The organism is Pedococcus soli (genome assembly GCF_054782575.1).
Window position 1 is genome coordinate 394,329 of sequence record NZ_BAAGSF010000001.1, and the last position, 20,905, is coordinate 415,233.

19 protein-coding genes are annotated in these 20,905 nt (G+C 71.4%); 5 read left to right on the plus strand and 14 right to left on the minus strand.

What is annotated here, in order from left to right; all coding sequences use genetic code 11:
* Positions 1 to 9 precede the first annotated feature (9 nt).
* Together ACYVKF_RS01710 and ACYVKF_RS01715 are read left to right on the plus strand one after the other, a co-directional pair.
* Positions 10 to 1,302, plus strand: a complete 1,293-nt coding sequence (locus ACYVKF_RS01710) for a DUF58 domain-containing protein (protein WP_056918651.1) — start codon at positions 10 to 12, stop codon at positions 1,300 to 1,302.
* A gap of 80 nt (positions 1,303 to 1,382) precedes the next feature.
* Positions 1,383 to 1,952, plus strand: a complete 570-nt coding sequence (locus ACYVKF_RS01715) for a dihydrofolate reductase family protein (protein ID WP_460964401.1) — start codon at positions 1,383 to 1,385, stop codon at positions 1,950 to 1,952.
* Positions 1,953 to 2,021: 69 nt separating this feature from the next.
* On the opposite strand, the gene ACYVKF_RS01720 is transcribed toward ACYVKF_RS01715, so the two are convergent.
* Entirely contained in the window at positions 2,022 to 3,017 is a 996-nt protein-coding gene (locus ACYVKF_RS01720; protein ID WP_460964403.1) for a stage II sporulation protein M, read from the minus strand.
* Positions 3,018 to 3,058: 41 nt separating this feature from the next.
* Between ACYVKF_RS01720 and ACYVKF_RS01725 the strand changes: the two genes are divergently transcribed.
* Positions 3,059 to 3,874, plus strand: a complete 816-nt coding sequence (locus ACYVKF_RS01725; RefSeq protein ID WP_056916755.1) for an RDD family protein — start codon at positions 3,059 to 3,061, stop codon at positions 3,872 to 3,874.
* A gap of 18 nt (positions 3,875 to 3,892) precedes the next feature.
* On the opposite strand, the gene ACYVKF_RS01730 is transcribed toward ACYVKF_RS01725, so the two are convergent.
* From ACYVKF_RS01730 to ACYVKF_RS01785, 12 genes are all read right to left on the minus strand, one after another.
* Entirely contained in the window at positions 3,893 to 5,068 is a 1,176-nt protein-coding gene (locus tag ACYVKF_RS01730) for an adenosine deaminase (protein ID WP_460964406.1), read from the minus strand.
* A complete protein-coding gene (locus ACYVKF_RS01735) occupies positions 5,065 to 5,427 on the minus strand; it encodes a cupin domain-containing protein (RefSeq protein WP_056916753.1) in 363 nt (120 codons plus the stop codon). The genes ACYVKF_RS01730 and ACYVKF_RS01735 overlap by 4 nt, the downstream gene beginning before the upstream one ends.
* Before the next feature lie 8 nt (positions 5,428 to 5,435).
* On the minus strand, positions 5,436 to 6,725 hold the full coding sequence (locus tag ACYVKF_RS01740) for a thymidine phosphorylase (RefSeq protein WP_460964408.1): 1,290 nt from the start codon (positions 6,723 to 6,725) through the stop codon (positions 5,436 to 5,438).
* Between the two features lie 123 nt (positions 6,726 to 6,848).
* Complete coding sequence (locus ACYVKF_RS01745; RefSeq protein ID WP_460964410.1) at positions 6,849 to 7,754, minus strand: DUF559 domain-containing protein; 906 nt, start codon at positions 7,752 to 7,754, stop codon at positions 6,849 to 6,851.
* A 151-nt stretch (positions 7,755 to 7,905) separates the two neighbouring features.
* Positions 7,906 to 8,316, minus strand: coding sequence for a cytidine deaminase (locus ACYVKF_RS01750; protein WP_056916750.1), 411 nt, complete (start codon positions 8,314 to 8,316; stop codon positions 7,906 to 7,908).
* Positions 8,316 to 9,584, minus strand: a complete 1,269-nt coding sequence (locus tag ACYVKF_RS01755) for an ABC transporter permease (RefSeq protein WP_056918648.1) — start codon at positions 9,582 to 9,584, stop codon at positions 8,316 to 8,318. Before ACYVKF_RS01755 ends, ACYVKF_RS01750 begins: the two co-directional genes overlap by 1 nt.
* Complete coding sequence (locus ACYVKF_RS01760; RefSeq protein ID WP_056916748.1) at positions 9,581 to 10,699, minus strand: ABC transporter permease; 1,119 nt, start codon at positions 10,697 to 10,699, stop codon at positions 9,581 to 9,583. Before ACYVKF_RS01760 ends, ACYVKF_RS01755 begins: the two co-directional genes overlap by 4 nt.
* Positions 10,696 to 12,303, minus strand: a complete 1,608-nt coding sequence (locus ACYVKF_RS01765) for an ABC transporter ATP-binding protein (protein ID WP_082552999.1) — start codon at positions 12,301 to 12,303, stop codon at positions 10,696 to 10,698. The genes ACYVKF_RS01760 and ACYVKF_RS01765 overlap by 4 nt, the downstream gene beginning before the upstream one ends.
* A 128-nt stretch (positions 12,304 to 12,431) precedes the next feature.
* Positions 12,432 to 13,484: a BMP family lipoprotein gene (locus ACYVKF_RS01770; protein ID WP_082552998.1), complete on the minus strand. Its 1,053-nt coding sequence runs from the start codon at positions 13,482 to 13,484 to the stop codon at positions 12,432 to 12,434.
* A 126-nt stretch (positions 13,485 to 13,610) separates the two neighbouring features.
* Positions 13,611 to 14,828 carry an amidohydrolase gene (locus ACYVKF_RS01775; protein WP_460964414.1) on the minus strand — a complete coding sequence of 406 codons (1,218 nt, stop codon included), beginning with the start codon at positions 14,826 to 14,828 and terminating at the stop codon, positions 13,611 to 13,613.
* A 168-nt stretch (positions 14,829 to 14,996) separates the two neighbouring features.
* Positions 14,997 to 16,592 carry an acyl-CoA mutase large subunit family protein gene (locus ACYVKF_RS01780; RefSeq protein ID WP_460964416.1) on the minus strand — a complete coding sequence of 532 codons (1,596 nt, stop codon included), beginning with the start codon at positions 16,590 to 16,592 and terminating at the stop codon, positions 14,997 to 14,999.
* Positions 16,593 to 16,691: 99 nt separating this feature from the next.
* Positions 16,692 to 17,210 (minus strand): GbsR/MarR family transcriptional regulator, encoded by a 519-nt coding sequence (locus ACYVKF_RS01785; protein WP_460964418.1) that lies wholly within the window; start codon positions 17,208 to 17,210, stop codon positions 16,692 to 16,694.
* A gap of 53 nt (positions 17,211 to 17,263) precedes the next feature.
* On the opposite strand from ACYVKF_RS01785, the gene ACYVKF_RS01790 reads away from it, so the two are divergent.
* Both ACYVKF_RS01790 and ACYVKF_RS01795 read left to right on the plus strand, forming a co-directional pair.
* Positions 17,264 to 18,193, plus strand: coding sequence for an ABC transporter ATP-binding protein (locus tag ACYVKF_RS01790; RefSeq protein ID WP_460964420.1), 930 nt, complete (start codon positions 17,264 to 17,266; stop codon positions 18,191 to 18,193).
* A complete protein-coding gene (locus ACYVKF_RS01795; protein WP_460964422.1) occupies positions 18,190 to 19,773 on the plus strand; it encodes an ABC transporter permease in 1,584 nt (527 codons plus the stop codon). Before ACYVKF_RS01790 ends, ACYVKF_RS01795 begins: the two co-directional genes overlap by 4 nt.
* A gap of 15 nt (positions 19,774 to 19,788) precedes the next feature.
* Here the strand turns inward: ACYVKF_RS01795 and ACYVKF_RS01800 are convergent, their stop codons facing one another.
* Entirely contained in the window at positions 19,789 to 20,868 is a 1,080-nt protein-coding gene (locus ACYVKF_RS01800) for a mannose-1-phosphate guanylyltransferase (protein ID WP_056916742.1), read from the minus strand.
* Positions 20,869 to 20,905 lie beyond the last annotated feature (37 nt).

Below are 20,905 nucleotides of genomic sequence, written 5' to 3' on the forward strand. Positions count from 1 at the left end.
GTCGCTCCCGTGATCGTCAGTGGTCGCCTGTTCGGGCTCGTGCTCGCCGGAGCCGTGCCCGTGCTCGTGCGTCCCGAGACGGGCACGGTGTGGCTGTGGATGGGCATCGTCGTCGTGCTCGCAGCGGTCGACCTCCTGCTCGCGGGGTCGCCCACCGCTGTCGAGCTCACCCGCGTGCCGAGCGCCCAGGTGCGTCTGGGCGACGCGACGACGACCACCCTCCTGGTCACCAACCGGGGGCGGCGCACGTTCCGCGGACGGCTCCGCGACGCCTGGCAGCCCTCGGCCGGTGCAGGAACCAACCGGCACCGGATCATGCTCCCCCCGGGCGAGCGTCGCGCCGTCACGACGACCCTGCGGCCGACCCGGCGGGGCGACCGCCTCGCGGACCGGGTGACCCTGCGTCGCCTCGGCCCCCTCGGCCTCGCCGGTCGGCAGAAGTCGGTCGTCGTCCCCGGTCACGTGCGGGCACTGCCGCCGTTCGCCTCCCGCAAGCACCTGCCCTCACGACTGGCCCGCCTGCGCCAGCTCGACGGGCGCTCGGCCGTGCGCGTCCGTGGCCAGGGCACCGAGTTCGACTCGCTGCGCGACTACGTCGAGGGCGACGACGTCCGCAGCATCGACTGGCGCGCCACGGCCCGCCGCCGCTCCACGGTCGTCCGCACGTGGCAGCCCGAGAAGGACCGTCACATCATCCTCGTGCTGGACACGTCCCGGACCTCGGCCGGCCGGGTCGGCGACGTGCCCCGCCTCGACGCGGCCATGGACGCGGCCCTCCTCCTCGCCGCCCTGGCCTCCCGCGCGGGGGACCGCGTCGACCTGGTCGCCGGCGACCGTCGGGTCCACCGCAAGGTCGTCGGCTCGAGCCGGACGACGCTGCTCGGTGACCTCGTCACGGCGATGGCGCCCCTCGAGCCCGCCCTCCTCGAGGCGGACTGGAACCTGCTGGCCGCGGAGGTGTCGCGGGTGAGCCGGCAGCGCGGACTCGTCGTCCTGCTGACACCGCTGGAGCCCTCGGCCATCGAGGAGTCGCTGCTCGCGCCGCTCGCCGTGCTCGCCGCCCGGCACCGCGTGGTCCTCGCCTCCGTCGCCGACCCGGCGCTCACCGCGATGGTCGAGGGCACCGGTGACTCGACTGTCGTCTACGACGCCGCCGCGGCCGCCCGCACCGTCGCGCTGCGCGAACGCACCGCTGCCGCCCTGGGCCAGCTGGGCGTGGACGTCCTCGATGCCGACCCCGAACAGCTCCCCGTCGCCCTCGCCGACCACTACCTCATGCTCAAGGCCCGCGGCCTGCTCTGAACCCGCGCGTTCCTGTGCCGCAGACCGTGGTCTGGGTACGGTCAGGTGAAAGCCACCGAGCACCCGGGGAGAGCAACGGGATGAGACCGCTTCGCTACTCGATCAACATCACCCTCGACGGCTGCTGCCACCACGAGGCAGGGCTCCCGCCGGACGATGAGTCGATGCGTTACTGGACCACCGAGATGGAGCGGGCCGACGCCCTGCTGTTCGGTCGCGTGACCTACGAGATGATGGAGTCGGCCTGGCGCCGACCGTCCACCGGCGGGTGGCCCGACTGGATGGGTGAGCGGGAGATCGCGTTCGCCGAGGCGATCGACGAGGCCGAGAAGCACGTCGTGTCGAGCACCCTGGGCGGGGTGGACTGGAACGCCGAGCTGGTGCGTGACGACCTGGCCCACGCGGTCCAGCGGCTCAAGCAGGAGCCGGGTGAGGGACTCTTCGTGGGTGGCGTGACGCTGCCCCTGGCGTTGGCAGAGCTGGGACTGATCGACGAGTACGCGTTCCTCGTCCAGCCGGTCCTCGCCGGTCACGGGCCGACGTTGCTCGCCGGTCTGCGCGAGCGCATCCAGCTCGAGCTCGTGGAGCGACGGGAGTTCCGGTCGGGGGCGGTGGCCCTGCACTACCGGCCCGCGCGGGCCACGGCCTAGCTGCGAGCATCGGAGGCGAGGTCCGCGGCATACGCCGCCTGCGCTTCTTCAGGGACGTCAGCCGGGACGTCAGCCGGCGACCGGGGCCATGGCGCCGCGATCGGCCTCGGCGACGTCACCGGTCTCGCCGCGGTGGTGGGCCCACCGGCCGACGGTGAAGACGTAGGTGAAGAAGGCAGCCTCGACGGTGACCCCGATGCCGACCCGCGCCCAGGTGGGCAGCCCCGACGGGGTCACGAACGCCTCGATCAGGCCGGTGAGGAGCAGGAGCACGACGAGGCCGAGGGCGACGCCGAGAGCCGCTCGCCCCTCCTCGGCGAGCGCGCGGACCCGCGTCCGTGCACCGGGCGAGACCCAGGTCCAGAACAACCGCAGCCCCACCCCGGCCGCGACGAACAGGCAGGTCAGCTCGAGCATCCCGTGCGGCAGGATCAGCCCGAAGAACAGCCCGGCCCGGTCGTGGCGGACCATGATCGAGCCGATCACGGCGAGGTTGAGCATGTTGCCCGCGAGCATGACCACCACCGGGATGCAGAACACGCCGAGCGCGATGCAGACCGCCGACAGCCAGAAGTTGTTGGTCCACACGTGCAGCGCGAACGACGTCGCGGCGAACTCGCTGTAGTAGCCCTCGAAGTCGTTGTTCACGAGCTGGCGGATCTGCTCCGGCGAGGCCATCGACGACTCGATCCTCGGGTGGTCGAGCAGCCACCACCCCATGACGACAGCCAGCACCACGTTGACGACCAGGGTGGTGATCCACCACCAGCGCAGGCGGTACAGGGCGGCCGGGAACGACACGGCGAAGAAGCGGCCGAGGTCGGCCCACGACGCGGTACGGGTACCCGCCGAACGGGTGCGGGCCCGCGCCAGCAGCATCGAGAGGTAGCCGACGAGCGAGGCGTCGGGGGCGGTCGACCGGATCATCGACAGGTGGGTCGCCACCCGCTGGTACCGGTCCAGGATCTCGTCGGCCTCGGCGCCGTCGAGACGTCGCTGGCGCGTCAGCTCCTCGAGCCGCTCCCAGTCCCCCCTGTGGGCTGCCACGAAGGCGTCCAGGTCCACATCGGCCACCCTAGCGGCGCGGCGCGGCTAGGGTGGCCGACATGAGCAGCAGCACCGTGGGGGTCGGTGCCGACGACCTCGTCACCGGCGAGGCGGTCGCCCTCGACCTCCCCCACGCGGGCATCGGTCTGCGCCTCGCATCCGGGCTGCTGGACCTGCTCGTGGGGTACGGGTTGCTCTACGGCCTGCAGCTCGCCGTCGGCTTCCTGATCGGCGGCGCCGATGACGCCATCCAGGCCGCGGTGTCGATCGCGGTCGTCATCGTCGCCTGGGTCGCGGTGCCCACGACGTTCGAGACGCTGACCCGCGGCAAGACCCTCGGGCACCTCGCCGTCGGGCTGCGCACCGTGCGCGACGACGCCGGCCCGATCGGGTTCCGGCATGCACTCACCCGCGCCCTGCTCGGTGTCATCGAGCTGTACTCCTGCGCCGGCGTCCCCGCCCTGATCTGCGCCGGCGTCTCCCAGCGTGGCAAACGACTCGGCGACCTCCTCGCCGGCACCTACGTCGTGCGCGACCGCCACCGGATCAGCCTGCCGCCACCCGTCCAGATGCCGCCGCACCTCGCCTCGTGGGCGCGCACGGCGGATGTCGCACCGCTGCCCGACCAGCTCGCGGTGGCGCTGCGCCAGTTCGTGGCCCGTGCGGCCACCTTCACCCCAGAGGTGCGCGAACAGCTCGGTCAGCGGCTCCTCGAGGAGACCCGCCCGTATGTCGCGCCCGCGCCTCCCGAGGGCAACCACCCGGAGTACGTGCTCATGGCGGTGCTGGCCGAGCGTCGTAGCCGCGACGCCGCTCGGCTCGAGCGGGAGGACGCGCTGCGGGCTCGCATCCTGCCCCCCGACCCGACCGCCTGAGCTCCCCTCCGGTCCGGTTCAGGCCTCGAGGGCTGTGTACCCCGGCTTCACGACGTCCTCGATGATGGCGAGCCGCTCGTCGAAGGGCAGGAACGCCGACTTCATCGCGTTGATGGTGACCCAGCGCAGGTCGTCGAGGGTCCAGCCCGCTTCGTTGACCAGCAGGCCCATCTCGCGCGACATCGACGTGCCGCTCATGAGCCGGTTGTCGGTGTTGACCGTGACACGGAACCGCAACCGCTTGAGAAGCGAGATCGGGTGCAGCGCAATGGATTCCGCAGCGCCGGTCTGGATGTTGCTGCTCGGGCACATCTCGAGCGGGATGCGGGTGTCACGGACGTAGGCCGCCAGCAGACCGAGGTAGATGTCGGCCGGGTCGGCGTCGAGCGCCTTGGCCGGGTCGTCGGCGAAGGGCTTGTCGTGGACGAGGATGTCATCGACGATGCGCACTCCGTGCCCGAGCCGGTCGGCACCGCACCACTGGATCGCCTCCCAGATGCTCGGCAGCCCGAACGCCTCACCCGCGTGGATCGTGAAGTGGGCGTTCTCGCGCCGCAGGTACTCGAACGCGTCGAGGTGACGGGTGGGCGGGAAACCCGCCTCGGCCCCGGCGATGTCGAAGCCTGCGACCCCGTGGTCGCGGTAGCGGACCGCGAGCTCGGCGATCTCGGTGCTCTTCGCGGCGTGCCGCATCGCGGTCAGCAGGGCGGTGACGCGGATCGGCGTCCCGGCCGCGGCCGCCTCCTTCTCGCCCTCGCGGAAGCCCGCGTTCACGGCCTCGACGACGTCCTCGAGCGCGAGGCCGGCGGTCAGGTGCTGTTCGGGGGCGTACCGGCTCTCGGCGTAGACGACGCCGTCCGCGGCGAGGTCGAGCACGCACTCGCGCGCCACCCGGCGCAGACCGTCGGCCGTCTGCATGACGGCCAGCGTGTGGTCGAACGTCTCCAGGTACCGCACCAGCGAACCCGAGTCCGCACTCTCGCGGAACCACGTGCCGAGGCTCTCGGCGTCCTTCGCCGGCAACGCGTCATACCCGACCTCGTCGGCGATCTCCACGATCGTCTGCGGCCGCAGGCCACCGTCGAGGTGGTCGTGCAGGAGCGCCTTCGGCGCGCGCAGCACGAGGTCCTCGACCGAGCCCGGCTCCGGCGCGACGGTGGTGTCGTCGTTCTTGTCCTTGCGGCCGAAGATCATTCGCCCTCCTCCTCACGGCCGACGGTCTCCGGGGAGAACGCCGGCAGGCACACGGCGACGTACTCGGCCCCGTCCTCGCCCGTGGAGTAGCGGATCCGCTCCCCCGCCCTGGTGATGACGCTCTGGCCGGCCTCGACCCGCAGCCGGCCACCGTCGTGGTCGAGCAGGACCGCCCCCGCGAGGACGAGGGTGATCTCGTCGAACTGCGGCGTCTGGAACGGCTCGCTCCAGTCGGCCGGTGCCTTCATGTGGGCGACGGAGACGGCGTCGGTGCCGGTGGTGACACGACCGACGTGCTCGTCGATGACCTTGCCACCGGGGACGGGGATGGTCGTGGGCGTGGTGATGAGCTGGGGCACGGTGGGTCCTAGGAGATCTTCTCGATGACGAGCGGGAGCAGGTCGGGGCGGCTGCCCTCGGGGGCGATGGTGAACGAACCCTCGAGCGACTCGAGGGCACGCTCGAAGCGCTCTGGGGTGTCGGTGTGGAGCGTGAGGAGCTTCTCGCCCGCACGGACGGTGGCCCCCGGCTTGGCGTGCATCTCGACGCCGGCGCCGGCCTGCACCGGGTCCTCCTTGCGGGCGCGTCCGGCACCGAGGCGCCAGGCGGCCACGCCGACCTTGAGGGCGTCGAGCTGGGTGAGGACACCGTCGGCCGGGGCGAGGACCTCGTGGGTCTCCCTGGCCACCGGCAGGGTCGCGTCCGGGTCGCCGCCCTGCGCGCGGATCATGGCCTTCCAGGCATCCATCGCCCGGCCGTCCTTCAACGCGTCGGCGGGGTCGACGTCACCACGACCGGCTGCTGCGAGCATCTCGCGCGCCAGGGCCAGGGTCAGCTCGACGACGTCCTCGGGCCCGCCACCGGCGAGCACCTCGACCGACTCGCGGACCTCGAGGGCGTTGCCGGCGGTGAGGCCGAGCGGCACCTGCATGTTGGTGAGCATCGCGACCGTCCTGACGCCGGCGTCGGTGCCGAGGTCGACCATGGTGCGGGCGAGCTCGCGGGCGTCCTCGACGTTCTTCATGAACGCACCGCTGCCGACCTTGACGTCGAGGACCAGCGCGCCGGTGCCCTCGGCGATCTTCTTGCTCATGATCGAGGACGCGATGAGCGGGATCGCCTCGACGGTGCCGGTGACGTCGCGCAGGGCGTACAGCTTCTTGTCGGCGGGGGCGAGACCGTCACCAGCCGCGCAGATGACGGCGCCGACGTCCTCGAGCTGGCGCATCATCTGCTCGTTGCTCATCCCCGCCTGCCACCCGGGGATCGCCTCGAGCTTGTCGAGGGTGCCGCCCGTGTGGCCGAGACCGCGGCCGGACAGCTGCGGCACCGCGACCCCGCAGGCAGCCACGAGCGGGGCCAGCGGGAGGGTGATCTTGTCGCCGACGCCGCCGGTCGAGTGCTTGTCGGCGGTGGGTCGCGACAGGGACGAGAAGTCCATGCGCTCACCGCTGTTGATCATGGCGTTCGTCCAGCGCGAGATCTCGCGACGGTTCATGCCGTTGAGCAGGATCGCCATGGCCAGGCTGCTCATCTGCTCGTCGGCGACCGCGCCCCGGGTGTACGCGTCGATCACCCAGTCGATCTGGCCGTCGGACAGCTCGCCCCGGCCCCGCTTGGTGATGATGACGTCGACGGCATCGAAGCTCTCGCTCATGGCCTCATCGTGTCAGATCCCTACCGCGACCCGACACGGGGGAAACCTTGCTGGTTCCTGCACGAACGGCCCGGACCTCACCGCTACCGGGGCGATTCGTGCAGGATCCGACCCAGTGCGCCGTCAGCCGCGTCCCGGGAAGTGCCGTCGCCACTCCTGTGACCTGACGCGGGCCCGCATGCCACAGGCCCGCATCCCTGCCAGGACCCGTTCCAGGGTCCGCTCCGGGTCGCCGTACACCCCGTTCGCCAGGACGACCACGATCCGCCAACCCTCGGTGTCCAGCTCCTCGCGTCGGGCGACGTCACGCTCCCACTGTCTCGTGCTCTCGGCGTGCTGGCGACCGTCGTACTCGATCGCCAGCCGGTGGTCGGGGTAGGACAGGTCGAAGCGGCGCAGCCACCGCCCGTCCGTTCCGTACTCGATGTGGTTGACGACCGGTTCCGGCAGCCCGGCCAGCACGAGGAGCATTCGCAGCCGCGACTCCATCGGCGAGTCGACACCGGCCCGCACCAGCCACGCGGCGCGCCTGGCCACCGTTGCCTGGAGACCTCGGCGCCCGCTGGCGGCCGCGACGAGTGCGTCCGGAGACGTGCGTCCACGACGGACGAGCGAGTCGCCGAGTACCACGAGGTCGACCAGGGAGAGCTCACCGGTGAGGTCGAGGAACGTGTCCTCCGCGGTCGTGACCGGTATGCCGCCGACCCGAGCCTGGGCCTGTGGACCCGACCGAACCCGCGCCTGGACCTCGGGAAGCCGGAGCTGGCCGTGCGGCACACGTAGGTGGATGCGGTGGTCGGGAGGCACGATGCCACCCAGCAGCACGGCTGCCGTCGACCGGGCGACGACGGAACCGGCGGGCGCAAGCCGTAGCGCGGCCAACGCCCGCACCCGAAGGTCCACCTCGACCCCGGCGCGGACGTAGGCGCCGTGCAGGACCCGTTGGACGCGGGGGCCGCGCAGCACCTTGTCGGTCAGGCCCGCGGACCGCGCCTCGGTACGCGTGAAGACGAACGGCAGGCCCTCCATACCGACAGGGTCGCCGACCGAGGCAGAGCCGACCGGCGGTTGTCCACAGGGGCGACCAAGGCCCGATCCTGCACGAATCGCCCCTCTCCGCGGCGGCGAGGGGCGATTCGTGCAGGAACCGGCGTGAGTGGGCCGAGCGACAGCCCGAGCGTCAGGCGGGTGGGGCGGCGATCGAGAGGTTGTCGGGGCCGAACGCCTGGGGCAGGACCTCGCTCATCGGCAGCACGCCCTGGGGGGTGAGGATGAGGCAGGTGGGCCCACCGTTCTCCCACAGCAGCTGGCGGCAGCGACCGCACGGCATGAGCGGTTCACCATCACGCCCGACGCACGACACCGCGACGAGGCGGCCACCGCCCGTGGCGTGCAGGTGCGAGACCAGCCCGCACTCGGCGCACAGGCCCACGCCGTACGCCGCGTTCTCGACGTTGCAGCCCCAGACGAGCCGTCCGTCGTCCACGATCGCCGCGACCCCGACGGGGAAGCGGGAGTATGGCGCGTAGGCCTTGCCCATGATCTCGATCGCCTTGCCACGCAGGGCGTCCCAGTCGACCTCGTTCGCCACTAGTGGCCCTCGCCCTTGCGGTAGATCTGACCGTCGGCCGCCGGCATGCGCAGGCGCTGCGAGGCGAACGCGAGCACGAGCAGCGTGGTGACGTACGGCGTGGTGCCGGTGAGCTCGGCGGGGACGGCGTCCGCAGCGAGGTACCACCAGCCGACGAGGACGCCCACGACGATCGCGAGGACACCCTGCACCATGCGACGGTTGCGCACGACCTGCCAGATGCCGACCGCGATGAGCAGCACCGCGAACAGCAGCAGGAAAGCGTGCACGGTCGCGCCACCGCGCAGCTGCACGGCGTCGGTGTAGCCGAACAGGGCGGCACCGGTGAGCAGGCCACCCGGGCGCCAGTTGCCGAAGATCATGGCGGCGAGGCCGATGTAGCCACGGCCACCGGTCTGCCCGTCGCGGTAGATGCTCGCCGCCACAAGGGCGAGGAACCCGCCACCGAGGCCGGCGAGGCCACCGGAGACGAGCACCGCGAGGAACTTGTAGCGGAGCACGTTGACACCGAGCGACTCGGCGGCCACCGGCGACTCACCGACGGAGCGCAGCCGCAGGCCGAACGACGTGCGCCACAGCACCCACCAGGTGCCGACGAACAGCAGGATCGCGATGATCGTCAGGATCGACAGGTTCGTGCAGATCGCCCGCAGCACCGCTGCGAGGTCGCTGACGAAGAACCAGTGCTTCTTCTCCAGGTCGCCCAGCGCCGGCGAGATCCCGGGCAGCGTGAACGACGGCAGCTCCTTGACCTGCGGCGACTGGGTTGGACCACCGCCGGGCAGGCCGTTGAAGAAGCGGGCGGCGAGGTACTTGGCGACACCGAGGCCGATGATGTTGATGGCGACACCGGAGACGATGTGGTCGACCCCGAAGGTCACGGTGGCGATCGCGTGGATGAGGCCACCGATCATGCCCATGAGGATCGCGCCGAGGACCCCGGCCCAGGGACCCATGTGGTAGCCGAAGAACCCGGCTCCCCAGGTACCGAGGATCATCATGCCCTCGAGGCCGATGTTGACCACGCCCGCGCGCTCGGACCACAGGCCACCGAGGCCGGCGAGGCCGATCGGGACGGCCAGGCCGATGGCCGCGGCCAGGGCGCCCGAGGACGCGATGTCGTTCGCACCGCTGACGACGCGCAGGACGGAGATGACGGCGAGCGCGCCGATCGCGATGACGGCCCACTCGCGGGGCCCGTAGCGACGCTTGCGCCGGGGGCTGTCGGGCACGGTCCTGGTGCCGACCTCGAGTCCGGCGGCGCTCATGCCGGGGCTCCTTCCTTGGATGCGGGGGCAGGCCGCTGGGCGGCCAGCTCCCGGGCGACGCGGGTCTGTTCGAGCCGTTTGTCGGCCCGGCGGATCAGCTCGTAGGCGATGACGACGGCGAACAGGATGACGCCCTGGATGATGTTGACGAGCTCCTGGGCGACGTTGGCCTGGATCTGCAGCGCGTTCGACTGGACGTCGAGGAACGCCCACAGCAGCGCGGCGAAGGCGATGCCGACCGCGTTGTTGCGACCGAGCAGGGCGATGGCGATGCCGGCGAAGCCCAGGCCCGACTGGAATGTCGTGCCGTAGTTGTGGTCCTGCCCGAAGAGCAGCGGCATGCCGACCAGTCCGGCGAGCGCGCCCGAGGCGATCATGGCGGTCATCACCATGCGCGGGACCTTCACGCCGCTGGCGACGGCCGCGCTCTCGGAGCGCCCGGTGGCGCGCAGGTCGAACCCGAAGCGCGTCTTCCCCAGCACGAACCAGTAGAGGAACCCGACCAGCAGCGCCAGGATCAGCAGCGTGTAGACGCGGTTGGTGGCACCGGGGATGAGCTTGAAGCCCTCGAGCTGCGAGCTGTCCGGGATGGTCTTGGTCTCGATGCTGTTGCTGCCGGCCTTGCGGTCGGCGACCTTGAGGAGCAACCAGCTCACGATGCCGGTGGCGATCGCGTTGAGCATGATCGTCGAGATCACCTCGGAGACGCCGCGCTTGACCTTGAGGTATGCCGCGATGCTGGCCCACAGCCCGCCGGCCACCATCGCGATGAGGATGCTCACGACGATGTTGAGCCAGCCGGGCAACCACGCCTGGCCGGCGAAGACGGCGGCGGCGAACACGGCGACGCGGTACTGGCCGTCGACACCGATGTTGAACAGGTTCATGCGGAAGCCGACCGCGACGGCGATGGCCGACAGGTAGAACACGGCTGCGGCGTTGACGATGTTGACGGCCTGGCGGGGCTTGGGCACCGCGAGGATCGTCTTCCACACCTCCGCCACGGGGTCGCCGACGGCGACGAGCACGAGCGAGGTGACGACGAAGGCCACCACGAGCGCGAGGACCGGGGCTGCTGCGCTGAGCAGGATCCGGCGCGGGTTGAGGGCCTTCATCGGGTCTGCTCCTTCTCGCCGGCGCCGGTCATGGCGGCACCGAGGTCCTCGGCCGTCACCGCGTCCGGGTCGAATTCGCCGGACAGCTTGCCGCGCAGGATCACGCGGATGGTGTCGGACAGGCCGATCAGCTCCTCCAGGTCCGCGGAGATCAGCAGCACCGCGAGGCCCTCCCGGCGAGCGGCACGGATGTGGTCCCAGATGCTCGACTGGGCGCCGACGTCCACACCACGGGTGGGGTGGGCGGCGATGAGCACCTTCGGGTGGTGGCTCATCTCGCGGCCGATGATGAGCTTCTGCTGGTTGCCACCGGACAGGGAGCCGGCCGTGACGAAGATCGACGGCGTGCGCACGTCGTACTCCCCCACGATGCGCTGGGTGTCGGCCTTGGCCGCGGCGGCGTCGATGAGCTGGCCCTTGACGTTGGGCGACTCGGTCTGGTGGCCGAGGATGCGGTTCTCCCACAAGGGTGCCTCGAGGAGCAGCGCGTGGCGGTGGCGGTCCTCGGGGATGTACCCGACGCCCGCCTCACGGATCTCTCGCGTACCCCAGTCGGAGATGTCGGTGGTCTCGAGGTGCACGGTGCCCGAGGTGGGCTCGCGCATCCCCATGATGACCTCGACGAGCTCGGCCTGGCCGTTGCCCTCGACCCCGGCGATCCCCAGGACCTCCCCGGCGTGGATGGTCAACGAGATGCCGTCGAGCAGCGGGCGTCCCGAGCCGCCGCCCAGCACGAGGTCCTCGACCGACAGCAGGACGCGGTCGGTGACCGTGGACTCCTCCGTGGTGGGCGAGGGCAGCTCGGACCCGACCATGAGCTCGGCGAGCTGGCGGGCGTTGACCGACTTCGGGTCGACGGTGTCGATCGTGGTGCCGCGTCGGATCACGGTGATCGAGTCGGCGACCTTGAGGACCTCGTCGAGCTTGTGCGAGATGAACAGGACGGTGAGGCCCTCGTCCTTGAGCTCGGCCAGCTGGTCGAACAGCTCGTCGACCTCCTGCGGGACGAGGACGGCGGTGGGTTCGTCGAGGATCAGGGTCTTCGCGCCGCGGTAGAGCACCTTGAGGATCTCGATGCGCTGACGGGCACCCACCCCCAGCTCGCTGACCAGGGCGTCGGGGTCGACGTCGAGCTTGTAGGCGTCGGAGATCCGCTGGATCTCGCGCCGGGCCTTGTCGCCGATGCCGTGCAGCTTCTCGGCGCCGAGGACGACGTTCTCGAGGACGGTGAGGTTGTCGGCCAGCATGAAGTGCTGGAACACCATGCCGATACCGGCGGCGATGGCGTCGGACGGGGAGTGCAGGTTGACCAGCTGCCCACCCACCTTGATGGTGCCCTCGTCCGGGCGCTGCACGCCGTACAGGATCTTCATCAGGGTGGACTTGCCGGCGCCGTTCTCACCCACGATCGCGTGGACCGTGCCGCGGCGGACGGAGAAGGTCACGTCCTTGTTGGCGACGACACCGGGGAAGCGCTTGGTGATGCCCTCGAGCTCGACGGCTGGGGGGCCTGCGTCAGCGGTGGTCCGCGTCAGGGGTGGGGAGGCAGTGATGGCGACACTCCTGGTCCGGGCCCGCAACGGTGCAGGCAGTTTTCGGCGCATGGTCTGGCAGACCCGGCATACGGGTCGAGGGGTCGGGCTGGTCGTGCGGGACATGCACACGGCCCGGGTGAGACGCTACCGCGCCGCCCGGGCCGTGTGGACCACCACAGGATCGATCTGGGGGTCGATCAGGGGGTGGTGGGAACCTTGATCTCGCCGGAGATGATCTTCTGCTTGTAGTCGTCCAGCTTGGACTTGATGTCGTCGATCTGGCCACCGGTCGTGGAGTAGTCCACGCCACCGGCCTTGAGGTCGTAGACGTTGTTGCCGGTCTTCTCGGTGCCGTCAGCGGCCGACTTGATGAAGTCGAACACCGCGACGTCGACCTTCTTGATCATCGAGGTCATGATGACGGAGCGGACGTCGGCCGGGGCCGTGAGCGCCTGGTCGGAGTCGACACCGATGGCCAGGCCACCAGCAGCCTTGGCCGCCGTGAAGACACCGCCACCGGAGCCACCAGCGGCGTGGTAGACGATGTCGGCGCCGCCCTGGAACATGCCCTCGGCAGCCGTCTTGCCCTTGGCCGGGTCACCGAAGCCGCTGAAGTCCGGCGGCTGGGTGAGGTACTGGCTGTCGACCTTGATGCTGGGGTTCACGGCCTTGGCGCCCGCGATGTACCCGGCCTCGAACTTCTTGATGAGGGGGACGTTGACGCCACCGACGAAGCCGATGTGCTTGGCCTTCGACTTCAGCGCGGCGGCCGCGCCCACGAGGAACGAGCCCTCGTTCTCGGCGAAGGTGATCTGGTCGACGTTGGCGCCTTTGGAGTCGTCGGACGCGTCGTCGACGATCGCGAAGTGCACGTCGGGGTTGGCCTTGGCGGCCTTGCCCACGGAGGCTGCGTAGGCGAAGCCCACCGCGACGACGTGGGTGTAGCCGGCGTCCACGAGCTGCTGGAGGCGCTCCTCGCGAGCGGCCTCGTTCTCACCGTTGACGGCTGCGGCTTCCTTGACCTCGACACCGAGGTCGCTCTTGGCCTTGTCGAGGCCGGCAGCGGCAGCGTCGTTGAACGACTGGTCGCCGCGCCCGCCCACGTCGTACGCCATACCGACCTTGATGTCGCTCTTCTTCGTCGAGCCCGAGCCCGAGCTCGAGGCGCTGCCGCTGGGCTGGTCGCTGCCCGAGTCACCACATGCGGCGAGCGTCAGTGCTGCCACCGACACGACCGCTGCAACCTTCATCGCGTGACGCAAGGCTGTCTCCTGTTCCTAGGTATGCATGAGGCGCTCTGGTGCGCCACTAGGGCGTGAGGATAGCCGCAAGAACTGCGGCTCCCGTCAGCCTTCTGGCGCAGTTCTTGCAAACCGTTACCGATCCGCGACTGTCCGTCCGGGACCGCTCTTGACCACACCAGCCACAGCAGCACCAGCCAGCAGGCGAGCGCCCTGGACCACCGACGTCTCGTCCACGACGAGGTCGCCCTGGTGCAGGTCGTAGGTCGTACCGCCAGGAGTGCGCGTCCCGAGCCGGGCCATCGCCCCGGGCACCTCACGCAGGTACCACGCGAAGTCCTCGCCGCCGAGGGACTGCGGCGTGCCCACCGCGGCGAGGCCCATCCCCTCCGCCGAGCGGCGGAACACCTCGATGGCCTCGGGCTCGTTGACGACGGGGGGCACGCCCTGGGCGTGCTCGAGCACGGCCGTCACGGCATACGGGGCCACGATGTGCTCCAGCGCCTGGGCGAGCAGGGGGCCGACGCTGGTCCACGCGGTGGCGTCGAGCATGCGAAGGGTGCCGGCGACGGTCCCGCTGGACGGGATCACGTTGGCCGCCTGGCCGGCGTGCAGCTCCCCCCACACCAGCGCGAACGCCGTCCGCGGGTCCAGGCGGCGCGACAGCACGGCCGGCAGCTCGGTGACGACCTTGGCCAGGGCGAAGGTGAGGTCCTCGGTGAGGTGCGGGCGGGACGTGTGGCCACCACGACCGCTCAGGTGGACGACGACCCGGTCGGCGGCGGCGGTGATCGCCCCGTCGCGCAGGCCGACGCTCCCGACGTCCAGGCTGGGGTCGCAGTGGACCGCGAAGATCGCGTCGACGCCGTCGAGGGCGCCCTGGGCGATGAGGTCGACGGCACCGCCGGGGATGACCTCCTCGGCGGGCTGGAAGAGGAGGCGGACCCCGATCCCCCGCTCACGGAGCTGCTCCTCGTGCTCCTTGAGGGCCAGGCCGGCGCCCAGCACAGCTGCTACGTGGACGTCGTGGCCGCACGCGTGGCAGATGCCCTCGGTGGTCGAGGCCCACGCCACCCCGGTGCGCTCCCCCACGGGCAGGGCGTCGAGGTCGGCGCGAAGGGCGACGCGGTAGGCCGGCTGCTCGGCACCGAGGTCGGCGACCAGCCCGGTGACGGGCAGGGCGCGGGTGCGGACGCCGGCACCGCGGAGCAGCTCCTCCACGCGGGCGGTGGTTCGCACCTCGCCTCGGGACAGCTCGGGGTGGGCGTGGACGTCGCGCTGGAGGGCCAGGAGCGCGGGGGCCAGGGCGTCGATGGACTCGCCGAGGTCGGTCAGCAGGTGGTTGTCGCTCATGTCCCGGCGCACTCTACTCGCGGGTCACGGCCCCGCCCGGCCACCCGCGGTCCTTGCGTGGCCCGACGGACCAGGACCCGTCGGATCACTCAACGACTGCGGGGAGGACCCCGCCGGGGTGCCGTGGGGACCCCGGAATGGCGCGTGGTCGCGCCGGCGTCGGACGGCTCAGAAGGTCTCGCGCGGGACGTACTGGCCCCAGACGTCGCGCAGGGCGTGGCTGACCTCTCCGCCGGTGGCGCGCAGCCGCAGCGCCTCCCTCATGGGGTACAGCAGGTTGTCGGTGCCGCGGGCCGCCTCTCGGACCGCCTTGAGGGCACGCTCGACGGCCTCGTTGTCACGTTCGGCGCGCAGGGCGGCCAGCCGCTCCCGCTGGTCGTGCTCGATCTGCGGGTCGACGCGCAGTGGCTCGTACGGCTCCTCCTCGTCGAGGGCGAAGCGGTTGAGGCCGACGACGGTGCGTTGCTTGTTGTCGATCTCCAGCGCGATGCGGTAGGCCGAACGCTCGATCTCGGACTTCTGGAAACCCTGCTCGATCGCGGCCACGGCGCCGCCTCGGTCCTCGACGGCCCGGATCAGCTCGAGGGCAGCGGCCTCGACGTCGTCGGTCATGGACTCGACGACGTACGAGCCGGCGAACGGGTCGACCGTCTTCGTCACGTCGGTCTCGTAGGCGATGACCTGTTGGGTGCGCAGGGCCAGCCGGGCGGCCTTCTGCGTCGGCAGGGCGATCGCCTCGTCGAAGGAGTTGGTGTGCAGCGACTGGGTGCCACCCAGGACCGCCCCGAGGCCCTGCAGCGCGACGCGGACGAGGTTGACCTCGGGCTGCTGGGCGGTGAGCTGCACGCCGGCGGTCTGGGTGTGGAACCGGAGCATCAGGCTCTTGGGGTTCGTCGCCCCGAACTCCTCACGCATGATCCGCGCCCAGATCCGACGGGCCGCCCGGAACTTCGCGACCTCCTCGAGCAGGGTCGTGCGGGCGACGAAGAAGAAGGACAGCCGGGGCGCGAAGTCGTCGACGTCGAGGCCGGCGGCGATCGCCGCCCGGACGTACTCCTTGGCGTTCGCGAGGGTGAAGGCGATCTCCTGCGCGGGCGTCGCCCCCGCCTCGGCCATGTGGTAGCCGCTGATGGAGATGGTGTTCCAGCGTGGCATCTCCTTGGCGCAGTAGGCGAAGATGTCGCTGATGAGGCGCAGCGACTCCTTCGGCGGGTAGATGTAGGTGCCGCGCGCGATGTACTCCTTGAGCACGTCGTTCTGGATCGTCCCTGCGAGCTTCGCGCTGTCGGCGCCGTTCTCCTCCGCGACGAGCTGGTACATGAGCAGGAGCGTCGAGGCGGGTGCGTTGATGGTCATCGAGGTCGACAGCTCGCCGAGCGGGAGGCCGCCGAACAGGGTGCGCATGTCGTCGATCGAGTCGATCGCCACCCCCACCTTGCCGACCTCGCCGCTCGCGATCGCCTCGTCCGAGTCGTAGCCCATCTGGGTCGGCAGGTCGAACGCGACGGAGAGTCCGCCCGTGCCGTTCGCGACGAGCTCGTGGTAGCGCTCGTTGCTCTCCTTGGCGGTGCCGAACCCGGCGTACTGCCGCATCGTCCAGGGCCGTCCGGTGTACATGTTCGGGTAGACGCCGCGGGTGTACGGGAACTGCCCGGGCTCGCCCAGCTGCTCCGCCGGGTCGAAGTCCGCGAGGTCCTCCGCGCCGTACACGGGCTTGATGGGGAGGTCGGACTCGGAGCGGGCTTCGGGGACGTCTGCGGCCATGCTGCGGAGCCTAACGGCGAGGTATGGCACCCGCCCACGGCCCGTGGCCAACCTCACCAGGGGCGCCTGCCGTGCCGGGCCGGTGCCGGGCGGGCCCCCTCAGGCGAGGTCGGCGCGGCGCTGCTCCCACCGCTCGGCGATGCCCTTCATCTCCTCCGTGATGAACTCCAGGAACTCGACGCTCAGGGCGAGCCGGTGGCCGGCGGCCGTCCGTCGCCCACCCACCAGGCCGACACCCTCGCGCAGGCTCGCCGTGATCGGGGCGTAGGTCGCCGCGGAGTTGATCATCACGTCGTGCCAGGCGTCGTCGGACACGACGAACACGTCCCGCCGCGACCCGGGCTCGCGCTCCCGGTGGATCATCCGCGTGGTCTCGAGGTAGCGGACCGCCCCGGAGACGGCGGCGGGGCTCACGGCGAGGGCCTCGCCCAGCTCCGCCGCGGTGAGGGTCCCGGTGTCGCGGGCGAGCAGGCACGCGAAGACGCGGGCGGGCAGGCGGGGGAAGCCCGCGGCCGTCAGGCTCGAGCCGAACCGCTCGACGAACCTCGACCGCTCGTCCTCCCCCACTGCCTCGGGAGGCGAACCCGCCCGTGCCGAGCCGTTCCTGCGTGTCACCATGCAGTCACTTTAGAACATTCAGTATTTTCTGAAAACTGTGTACCGTGGACACCATGACCACCGTGATCCACGCGGCCGGGCTGCGCAAGGAGTTCGGCCGCACCAGAGCACTCGACGGGCTCGACCTGGAGGTCCAGCAGGGCGAGGTCCACGGCTTCCTCGGTCCCAACGGTTCGGGGAAGTCCACGACCATCAGGGTCCTGCTCGGTCTGCTGCGGGCCGACGGCGGCGACGTCAGCCTGCTGGGAGGCGACCCGTGGAGCCAGGCCGCGACCCTCCACCGCCGTCTCGCCTACGTCCCCGGCGACGTGGCCCTGTGGCCCAACCTCACCGGCGGAGAGGTGATCGACCTGCTGGGTCGGTTGCGCGGCCAGGCCGACGACCGCCACGCCGGGGGCCGGCGTGCGGAGCTGCTCGAGCGCTTCGACCTCGACCCCACGAAGAAGGGCCGCGCCTACTCCAAGGGCAACCGCCAGAAGGTGGCCCTCGTCGCGGCCCTGGCCTCCGACGCCGAGCTCCTCATCCTCGACGAGCCCACGTCCGGACTCGACCCCCTCATGGAGGAGGTCTTCCGCGAGTGCATCCGCGAGGTCCGGGACGAGGGCCGCACCGTGCTCCTGTCGAGCCACATCCTCAGCGAGGTGGAGCACCTCTGCGAGCGCCTGACGATCATCCGCGCCGGCCGCACCGTGCAGACCGGCAGCCTGGCCGACATGCGGCACCTGTCGCGCACCACCGTCGACGTCGAGCTGGACCGCGCCCCGGTCGCCCTCGAGTCGGCCCCCGGGGTGCACGACCTGCGGACGGAAGGCCGGCGCGTGCACCTCAGCGTCGATCCCGACGAGCTCGGCAGCGTGATGAACCTGTTGACGCAGTGCGGGATCCGTCGCATCACCAGCGCTCCCCCGAGTCTCGAGGAGCTGTTCATGGACCTCTACCGGCGCCCGGCCGACGCCGCTCGCGAGGTCGGGGCACGGCCATGAGCCCCTCCGGCACCGGGACCCTGCTGCGGCTGGCGCTGCGGCGCGACCGGGTGCTGGCCCCGGTGGTCGTGCTGCTGCTGGGTCTCACGGCATGGAGCACTGCGGCAGCGACCGTCGCCCTCTACCCCGACCCTGCGCAGGTGACCTCGGCGGCCGTCGCCGCCAACGCCTCGCCCGCCCTCGTCGCCCTGTACGGACCGGTCCACGCGTCCCTGGGGTCCCTGGCCAGCCTCAAGATGCTCTCGACCGGCGCCGTGGCCATCGCGCTGGCGGCCGTGTTCCTCCTGCGCCGCCACACCCGCACCGAGGAGGAGACCGGCCGCGTCGAGCTGCTCGGGGCCGGGGCCCTGTCACGGCACGCACCCCTCACCGCGGCGGTCCTGCACACCACGTTGGTGGTGCTGCTCGCCAGTGCGCTCTGCGCCCTGGGGTATGCCGCCTCCGGCCTGCCCGTCGCGGGCTCGGTCGCGTTGGGGCTGGCCTGGCTGGTCGCCGGCCTCGCGTTCACCGGGATCACGGCGGTGGCCGTGCAGCTCACCTCGAGCGCACGGACCGTCGCCGCCATCGCGGGAGGTGGTGTCGCGGCGGCATACCTGCTCCGTGCGGTGGGTGACGCGGCCGGCGACGGGCCGGCGCGCGTCCTCGTCTGGCTCTCCCCGCTCGGGTGGGCCCAGCAGGTCCGTCCGTACGCCGGGGAGCGTTGGTGGGTGGGGCTGCTCGCGCTGGGGTTCACTGCGGCCACCACGGCACTCGCCTACGTCCTGCGCAGCCGTCGCGACCTCGGGTCGGGCCTCTTCGCGGACCGTGCGGGACCGGCCCACACGACGATGGGCTCGCCGCTCGCGCTGGCTTGGCGGCTGCAGCGCTCCGCCATCGTTGGCTGGTCGCTGGCGCTCGTCCTCATGGGGGCGGTGCTGGGCGGGTTCGCCTCGAGTGCCGCCACGCTGCTCGACTCGCCACAGGCGCGGGACATGATCCGCAGCCTCGGGGGCACCGGGTCCCTGACGGACGCGTTCATCTCCGCGGAGTTCGGCATCATGGCCGCGGTCGTGGCGGGCTTCGGCGTCGCGGCAGCACTCCGCATGCTGGGCGAGGAGACCTCCACCCGCGCGGAGCTGACCCTGTCGACGGCGACGTCTCGGTGGTCCTGGCTGATGAGCCACGTCGGCCTGGCCCTGGTCGGCAGCGCCGGGATCCTGGCCCTGCTCGGCGCCGGGGCCGCCGCCGCGGACGGGGCGACCCGCGGTGACCTCGACGACTCGTTCGCCCGGGTCCTCCCGGCGGCGCTCGTGCAGGTGCCACCCGTCTGGGTCGTCATCGGCGTCGCCGTGCTGCTCTACGGCACCGCCTCGAGGCTGGCCGTCGGCGCCTGGGTGGTTCTCGCCGGCTGCCTGGTCATCGGCCAGCTCGGCGAGCTGCTCGCCCTGCCGACGGCAGTGCAGGGCCTCTCACCGTTCCGGCACGTGCCGATGCTGCCCGGTGCTGCGTTCGACCCGACGCCCGTCGTCGCGCTGGTGGCCGTCGCGGGGATCCTGGTCGTCGTCGGCGGCAGCCTGTTCCGCCGGCGCGACCTGCACTGATGATCCTCGGCACTCCTAGGTGAGGTCGGTGCGGCCCTGCGCCTTGAGGGCGTCGACGACGCCCTTGACGTCCTGGGCTCGTTCGCGAGACATGACGAGCAGCGCATCCGGGGTGTCGACGACCACGACGTCGTCGATGCCGACGAGCGCGACGACCCGGTCCGTCCCCGGCACCACGACACCGGTCGAGTCGAGGACGCGCACGCGCTCGGCGTCCCCGAGCACGCGAACCCCCGGCAGGCCGTCGGCATCCGTGAGCAGCGAGCCGAGGGACGCGAAGTCGCCCACGTCGTCCCAGCCGAACCCCCCGGGCACCACGGCGACCCGACCCTCGGCGGCAGCAGGCTCGGCGACGGCGTGGTCGATGGCGATCTTCTCCAGGCCCGGCCAGACCTCTTCGAGGCGGGAGGGGTCTGCGGCCAGGGTGCGCAGACCGGCAGCCAGCTCAGGGTGCCACCGGCCGAGGAGGTCGAGCAGCACCGAGGCCCGGACGACGAACATGCCGGCGTTCCAGCGGAACCGGCCGGTGGCGAGGTAGGCCTCCGCCCGCTCGCGGTCCGGCTTCTCCACGAACTGCGCCACCGCATGCGCCGGGCCGTCACCGAGCACCTCACCCAGCTCGACGTAGCCGAAACCCGTTGCGGCATGGGTGGGCTCGATGCCGATGGTCACGACATGACCGTCGGCCGCGGCGTCCACGGCCGCGGAGACGCACTCGCGGAACTGCGCCTCGTCACCGATGACGTGGTCGGCGGCGAACGAGCCGAGGACCGCCTCCGGGTCCCGGGCCTCGAGCACCGCTGCGGCCCAGCCGATGGCGGCCATCGAGTCGCGCGGCGAGGGTTCGGCGAGCAGCTGGTCGGCGGGCAGCCCCGGCAGCTGGCGAGCCACGGCCTCGGCGTGCGCCACCCCGGTGACGACGAGCACCTGCGGACCGGTCAACGGCTCCAACCGGTCCCAGGTGGCCTGCAGCAGCGAGCGCCCGGTGCCCGTGAGGTCGTGCAGGAACTTGGGCGACCCGGCGCGCGACAACGGCCAGAGCCTCGTCCCTGCCCCGCCTGCCGGGATGACGGCCCAGAAGTGCTCGTTCGACATGGCGCGAACGCTAGCCCACGGCCACAACGGCCCCTGG